The organism is Hydrogenoanaerobacterium saccharovorans (assembly GCF_016901815.1).
In the GTDB taxonomy this organism is placed as follows: domain Bacteria; phylum Bacillota; class Clostridia; order Oscillospirales; family Ruminococcaceae; genus Avimicrobium; species Avimicrobium caecorum.
Map to the genome: position 1 here is coordinate 156,948 of NZ_JACSNR010000008.1, position 7,071 is coordinate 164,018.

The window sequence follows — 7,071 nt, forward strand, 5'->3', positions numbered from 1 at the left end:
TTTTTCCCCGGAATGTTCCCGGGGGTCATGCTTTTGCTTTCAGTATAGCACAAAGCCGCAGGGTTTTACACGCCTGCGGCAAATTTCATTCGTCCATTTTCTGTGCGTCTGCCAGGAACCGGGTCCGGATCATATAGAAGGAAAGTCCGGCGGTCACCAGTTCCGCAAAGGGGATCGCCAGCCAGAGTCCGTCCAGACCCAGCAGGGTAGTCATCAGCCAGATGCCCGCCAGGATAAAGAAGAAGGTCCGGGCAAAGGAGATGAGTGCCGAGGTGCGTCCGTCCGAGAGGGCGGTGAACAGCGCCGAGGCAAAGATATTGTACCCCGCAAAGAGGAAGGACAGGGAGAAAAGCCGCATGCCGCGGTTCACCAGCTGGGCGGAGAGGGAGCCCTCCGGGGCAAAGATCACAGCGATGAGCCCCGAACTGAGGAAGGACACCACGCACACCACCACCGATGCGCCCAGCACAAAACGGATGCAGTGATCCCGGATACGCAGCAGGTACTGATGGTTGCCGGCGCCGTAATGGAAGCCGAACACCGGCGCCACTCCGATGGAAAAGCCCATGAAAAAGGCCACCATCAGGAACTGGGCATACATGATGACGGTGATGGCAGCCACACCGTCAGTGCCGATCCAGGCCATGAGGATCAGGTTGAAGATGACGGTGATGATGCTCGAAGCCAGATTGGTGACCATCTCCGAAGCGCCGTTGGCACAGCTTTTGAGCAGGACAGTGAAGTCCCAGCGGGGACGGATAAAGCGCAGGCCGGAGCGGTTCCGGGAGAAGAACCGGAGCCCGCCCAGCGCCGGGATACAGTAGCCGATGGCAGTTGCCAGGGCGGCTCCGGCGATGCCCATGCCCAGCGGGACGATAAAGACATAGTCCAGCACCATATTGGCAAAGCCGGCGCCCACTGTAAGCCCCAGGCCCAGGCCGGGACGCCCCGCGGTGACCAGGAAGCTCTGGAACAGGCACTGGAGCATGGACATGGGCATGAAGCAGAGCAGCACGGTGATATACTGGCGGGCGTGGTCCCAGGTGTCGGCACCGGCGCCCAGGAAGGCGAGCACCTGATCGGTGAAGGCCAGGCAGATCACACCAGCCAGAATGCTGAAGGCCACGGCGGTCAGCACCACGGCGGTGAAATGTCCGCTGGCCTCCTGGTGTTCCCCCCGGCCCATTTCCGAGGCGACTACGGCACTGCCGCCGGTGGCAAACATAATGCCCACTGCCAGGAAGAAGCCGATGAGCGGATAGACGATGTTGGTAGCGGACAGGGCCGCTGTTCCCACATACCGGGAGATAAAGAACCCGTCCACAATGGTATACATGGATAAGAACAGCATCATCACAATGGATGGCGCTGCGAACCGCAGCAGTTCCCCGGTGGAAAATTCCCGGGAAATACCCGGCGTATTCATAAAAACCTCCTTCTCCCTCACAGTGAGGGCGGTGAAAAATAAAATACGGGCGGCAGAGGATTTCCCCTTTGCCGCTCGTTTCAGTCAGAAGATAATCAAAGATTCCGGTGGGATCATCAGCCGGGGATTTCTCCCACGCCGCCGAGGATCACACGGGGACGATAGGGGAACCGGTCCACTTCCTCCCGGGAAGTGACGCCGGACAGCACCAGAACGGTATCCAGGCCGCTCTCAATGCCCGCTACCATATCGGTATCCATACGGTCGCCGATAATGGCTGCTTCATTGGAGTGTACGCCCAGCATATTCAGTCCGGTACGCATCATCAGGGGATTGGGCTTGCCGATGTAATAGGCCTCCTGTCCGGTGACCATCTCAATGGGCTTGACCAGTGCCCGGCAGGCCGGAACTATGCCCTGTTCGGTGGGGCCGGTGAGGTCCGGATTGGTGGCAATGAGCCTTGCCCCACGGAATACATGGTGTACCGCACGGCAGATATTGTCGTAATTATAACTGGTGGCCTCGCCGACTACCACATAGTCGGGATTGGTATCAGTGAGGGTGATGCCCCGCTCATACAGGGCATTGTACAGCCCGGGTTCGCCGATGACAAACACATGCGCCCCCGGCATCTGACGGGCAATGAAATCCGCAGTGGCCTGGGCACTGGTATAGAAATGGCTCTCGTCCACCTGCAGACCCATCCAGGCCAGCTTTTCATGGAGCTGACGGGGTGTCTTGCCGCTGTTGTTGGTGAGGAACAGGAACTTCTTATCCTTCTCATACAGCCAGTTGACAAACTCCACCACACCCGGCAGAATCCGGTTTCCATGGTAGATTACACCATCCATATCACAGATATAACCCTTTTTCTCACGGATCTTGTCCATATACATTCCTTTCCGCGCCACTGCTTCCGGCGCCGGCTCTCGGTTTCCTTTTTATCCCGCTGGTTCGAGTGTACAATATCCCCCGGCGGTCTGTCAAGCACCGCCGCAGTCCCCCATGGGATTTATTTTTCACCCGGCCGGCTGCCTGCTTCTGCCGCCTTACTTCTTCGCGGCTGCCCGGCCTTCCTCAATGATCCGGGCCGCAATGTCCACCGCGCCCGCTACAATATCCGCGCACTTGTGCTGCTGCTCCATCAGGGCCGGGTCCTTGCCCTCCATGAGCTCCGCGCACTTCACCGAACCAAAGGTCTGCTCAAACTCCCGCATGAACCGCTCGGTGAGCTCATAGAGCAGGGTCATATCCTCGCCCACTTCCCGGCGTCCGAAGTTGGCGCCGATGGCTGCCACACTGCCGTTGACTGCGCCGCAGTTGGCACACCGGCCCATATTGCCATGCAGTCCGGTCATAATGCGCACGGTGTCCAGCGGCAGATCCGCATAGCCATGCTCAATAAGATACCGCAGGGTGCTCTCCGCGCAGGAGAGGCCGTCGTCACTGAAGTAGGGGATTTTTTCATTGAGTACCTGATGCATCGTTATTTCTCCTTTTTCCTGCCGGGTCCGGCCCGGCGTGATTCTGCTATCCAGTATAAGCGATGTATCCCGGTCTGTCAAAGCCCCGGCACAGAAAAATACCCGGAGCACAGACTGCTTGGGTCTGTCCCCCGGGCATCGGGCCGGGTCAGGACCGGACACGGAGAAAATTTCCTCAGTCCTCCAGCCCCTCCAGAAGCTGTACCAGCTCCTGGAAATCCGTGGCGTCTGCCTGCATGACCAGGAAGTACCGTCCCACATTCTCAATGATCTTATAATCCGCATAGCCCTGGGTATAACCCATCTCGGCGGTATTCACCATGCCTTCCGCCTTGTTTTCCAGCTTCTCCCGGATCACTTCGGGGTCTGCCTCCTCTGTAGGAGTCAGCATCAGGAAAAAGCTGGTGTTCTGATTGGGCGCGCCCATATAAATGGTCACCGCTGCCACCTGGGTGCTGTCCAGAGCCAGATTGGCGCTCAGGAATTCGTCCATGCTCGCATAGGCCGACGGGTCCTGCCATACGGTATCTTCCAGATAGGGTTCCACTTCTGCCAGAATATCCTCATCGGTGAGCGGCGCCTGGGATACAGTGCTGCTCTCCTCTCCGGAAGCGGTGCTGCTCCCCTCCGGAGAGGTGCCGCCGGTACAGCCGGTCAGGAGCAGAGCCGATGCCAGCAGCGCTGCCAGCAGTTTTTTCATCTGTCTCATAGAATTACCTCCTGTTTTTCAGTGGCATCGGGGCATTCCAGCCCCCGGAAGAAAATCTCCATCAGCCGGATCACCTGCTGTTCATGCAGACGGATCTTTTCGGCATCGGGTTCGCTGATCTGTTCCGCCGCCAGCCAGATCCCCTGAAGCAGGATCTGGAAACAGGCGTCCAGATCCTCCGGCACCGTTCCCGGCTGACGCCGGGCAGTCTGCCGGAAGAAATCCAGGTTCACCTGTTCCAGCCGGGAACGGATCTCCCCGAGCTGGGGACGCAGATAAAGCGGGTGCCCGAACAGCACCTCATAGAACACCGCCTCATACCGGGGATACTCCCCGAAAAAGCGGTGGCGCAGTGCCAGGAATTCCCCGACCTGCTGCCGGAGCGTCCCCCCGGACACCGGATGCTCCCGGAGATAGTCCGCCATCTTCTGGGTGCTCTCCCGGCAGCAGCTGAGGTACAGATCCTCCTTGCCCGCAAAGTAGTGGTAGATAATCCCCTTGGAGATCCCCGCCCGGGTGCAGATGGCATTCATCGACGCGCCGTCATACCCCTCGGCCCCGAATACCTCCAGGGCACTGTCCAGAATCCGGCGGCGCATCTGCTCGGTCTGAAGTTCCCGCCGCATGGAAATTCCCCCTTTCCCCGCTGATTTTGGCTCCATTGTAACACGGGTTGACCGATTGGTCAATTTATTTTTGACCGAACGGTCACTTTTTCTCCCGGAAATCCCCGGGCACCGGCGGGGGAACCGGCTCCCGGGGAAAACAGCGCTTACATCCGGCGGGCGGCGTCCAGGGCCAGGGCCGAACGCTCGCACTCATCGGGCTGCATGGTGAGCTGTACGCACAGGGGACTGCCCTTCATGCGGGCCGCGGCATAGGAGAGCCCGTTGGTGCGCCGGCCCAGCAGGGGATTATCGATCTGTTCGGGGTCGCCGAGCAGGATCACCTTGGTGCCCTGTCCCACCCGGGTGATGATCCCCTTGGCCTGCCGGGGCGAGAGATTCTGGGCCTCGTCAATGATGAGCCAGGTATCGGTGATGGAACGCCCCCGCATGAAGTTCATGGCCTCGGCGGTGAGCACCCCGGCATCAAAGAGATAGCTGATCCGGCTCCGGCGCTCCTGTTCTCCGGCGTCTCCGCCGAACAGGTTTTCCAGATTGTCCATCACCGGGCGCAGCAGCGGGGAGATCTTCTCCTGTTCGTCCCCGGGCAGGAAGCCGATGTCCTGGTCGAACTGGGCATTGGGGCGGCAGATGAGGATCTTGCGGTAGGCCGGCGGCGACTGCTCCAGCACCTGTTCCAGTCCCGCTGCCAGGGAATAGAAGGTCTTGGCAGTGCCTGCCGGGCCCTGGACGATCACCAGCGGCGCCTCCTCTGCCGGAAGCAGCAGCGCCTCCTGGAGGAACTGCTGTCCCACACTCCGGGGCCGCACCCCGAAGGGCCGCGCCTGTCCGTACCGCAGCCGGGTGATCCGTCCGCCGGCATACCGTCCCAGCATGGTCTTGCGGCTGTCGGTGTCCGACCGCAGCAGCAGGAACTCATTCTCGGTGAGCTCCACCTCCTGCCGGACCCCCTGATCGTCCACCGTGTAGACCTCCTCCGGCGCCGCCCCCTGGGTCTTGAAGGCGTCCAGGCTGGCATCGGGCAGCCAGACCTCCCGCCGCCCGGTATAGGGCTGCTCCTCGGGGATACGGTCCGCCCGGAAATCCTCCGCCGGAATGCCCATCATCTGTGCCTTGATCCGGGCCACAATATCCTTGGTCACCAGCACCGCCGGGGTTCCGTCCTCCCACAGCCCCCGGCATACCTTGAGAATGCGGTTGTCCCGGCTGGTGGGGTCCATGCCGTCGGGCAGGCGTACCCCCACATGGTTGACCTCCAGCCGCAGGGTGCCGCCTTCGGGCAGGGATACCCCTTCCACCAGACTGCCCTGGCTGCGCAGTTCCTCCAGGAACCGGATCACCTGCCGGGCACTGCGTCCCTTTTCCCCTTCGGCATTCTTGAGCCCGTCCAGCTCCTCCAGCACTGCCAGGGGCAGGACGATGTGATTGTCCTCAAAGGCCTCCAGCGCCTCGGGGGATTGGATCAGCACATTGGTATCCAGTACATAGGTCTTTTGCATAACAGTTCCGCCTTTCCGCCGCAGCGAGATTGCAGAGAAGCCCTGTCCCCCAAAAACACAGCACGCCCTGTCCCCGCCGCCATCCCGCTATGGACGGCAGCCGGTTCAGGGCGTGATTCTGGGGTCCCGGCACAGCAGGGATCATGGACAGCTCTCCTCTGTTTCGGTGATGGAAGCGGGCAGTCCCATCCAGGTACTCCCCGGCTCCTGGTTTCACTCTACTTCATATCTATGAAAATCACCCCGCAATGGTGTGAAATCCGGGTTAAACTCCCCCGGTTCCGCCGGAAGTTTACAAACAGTTCACCCCACTGACCGGCTATCCGCCCCACGCCATGGCTATCATAGAATCAGAACAAGCCCGGCTGTCCGCCGGAGAAAGGAGCCTCCCCTGCCATGCAGTCTGCCCTCACCCCCTCCGCCGATTCCGCTGCCCGGGACTACTATGCCCGGGAAAAATACCGCTCCCGGCTCTGTCTGGGCGGGGTGAGCCTCGGGCTGGCCGTACTGGGCTGCTGTGCCGCTCTCCTGCCCGGCTTCCAGTCCGCCGCCGGTACCCTGGGCATCGCCCTGGTCTGCGCCGGACTGCTCGCCCTGCTCTGCCGCCGCCAGCTCCGGTGCCGCGGCAGGGTGGACAGCTGCCTGCTCCGGATGCGTCCGCTGCTGGTGCAGCAGTTCTATCCCGGCTGCGGCTACTGCCTGCTGGACAGCCGGGAGATCCAGCGCCGCCTGCGGGAGCCTTCCGATGGGATCTTCTCCGGCGGGCTGGGGGAATACGGCGGCACCCTGAGCTGGCCCTCGCCCCGGGGCGCTGTGCTGGCCCATGACCTCACCGAGAACTGTCCCGGCGGCAGTGTGCGGGACTGGGTGGTGTATGAGTATCCCCTCCCGGCGGACAGCCCCTGGCGGCAGGTGAGCTATGCCCAGATCCGCTGCCTGCGCACCCCCGCCCCGGAACAGACCGGCAGTCCCCTCACCGCCTCGGCTCTGGGCAGCCATCGCTCCCCCGGCACCCTGGAGCGCACTGAGAGCTGGGTGGGCAATACCCCGCTCCTGCTGCGTGCCGACCGTCCGGAACTCTGCCGGACGATCCTCACCCATGGGGCAGCCAAACCGGTGCTGCGCTTCTTCCGGGAGGTGGACTGCCGCCGGCATATCCTCTGTTTCTGCCGGGGAAGCCTCTTTGTCTTTGCCCGGGACAGCCGCCTGGATCAGCACTGGAGCCGCCGGGAGGGGCTCTGTCCCGAGGAGATCCGCCGGAACACCGCTGCAGTGTGCCGGATTCTGCCGCTGATCCCGCCCCTGGCAGGCTGACCTCCCTGCCCCC

7 protein-coding genes are annotated in these 7,071 nt (G+C 61.8%); 1 reads left to right on the forward strand and 6 read right to left on the reverse strand.

The annotated features are described in order from the left end of the window. Positions 1-85 precede the first annotated feature (85 nt). The 6 genes from H9X81_RS09115 to H9X81_RS09140 all read right to left on the reverse strand — a co-directional run bounded on the left by H9X81_RS09115 (position 86) and on the right by H9X81_RS09140 (position 5,744). A complete protein-coding gene (locus H9X81_RS09115; protein ID WP_204721439.1) occupies positions 86-1,426 on the reverse strand; it encodes an MATE family efflux transporter in 1,341 nt (446 codons plus the stop codon). A gap of 116 nt (positions 1,427-1,542) precedes the next feature. Further along, on the reverse strand, positions 1,543-2,316 hold the full coding sequence (locus H9X81_RS09120) for an HAD-IIA family hydrolase (RefSeq protein WP_177503444.1): 774 nt from the start codon (positions 2,314-2,316) through the stop codon (positions 1,543-1,545). A gap of 159 nt (positions 2,317-2,475) precedes the next feature. After that, positions 2,476-2,910 carry a C-GCAxxG-C-C family (seleno)protein gene (locus H9X81_RS09125; protein ID WP_204721441.1) on the reverse strand — a complete coding sequence of 145 codons (435 nt, stop codon included), beginning with the start codon at positions 2,908-2,910 and terminating at the stop codon, positions 2,476-2,478. A 175-nt stretch (positions 2,911-3,085) separates the two neighbouring features. Beyond that, positions 3,086-3,619 (reverse strand): hypothetical protein, encoded by a 534-nt coding sequence (locus H9X81_RS09130; protein WP_204721443.1) that lies wholly within the window; start codon positions 3,617-3,619, stop codon positions 3,086-3,088. Beyond that, positions 3,616-4,245, reverse strand: a complete 630-nt coding sequence (locus tag H9X81_RS09135; RefSeq protein ID WP_177503450.1) for a TetR/AcrR family transcriptional regulator — start codon at positions 4,243-4,245, stop codon at positions 3,616-3,618. The genes H9X81_RS09130 and H9X81_RS09135 overlap by 4 nt, the downstream gene beginning before the upstream one ends. Before the next feature lie 146 nt (positions 4,246-4,391). Further along, positions 4,392-5,744: a PhoH family protein gene (locus H9X81_RS09140; protein ID WP_204721445.1), complete on the reverse strand. Its 1,353-nt coding sequence runs from the start codon at positions 5,742-5,744 to the stop codon at positions 4,392-4,394. Positions 5,745-6,140: 396 nt separating this feature from the next. Between H9X81_RS09140 and H9X81_RS09145 the strand changes: the two genes are divergently transcribed. Further along, the gene (locus H9X81_RS09145; RefSeq protein WP_204721447.1) at positions 6,141-7,058 is read left to right on the forward strand and encodes a hypothetical protein; all 918 of its coding nucleotides are present in this window, start codon (positions 6,141-6,143) and stop codon (positions 7,056-7,058) included. Positions 7,059-7,071 lie beyond the last annotated feature (13 nt).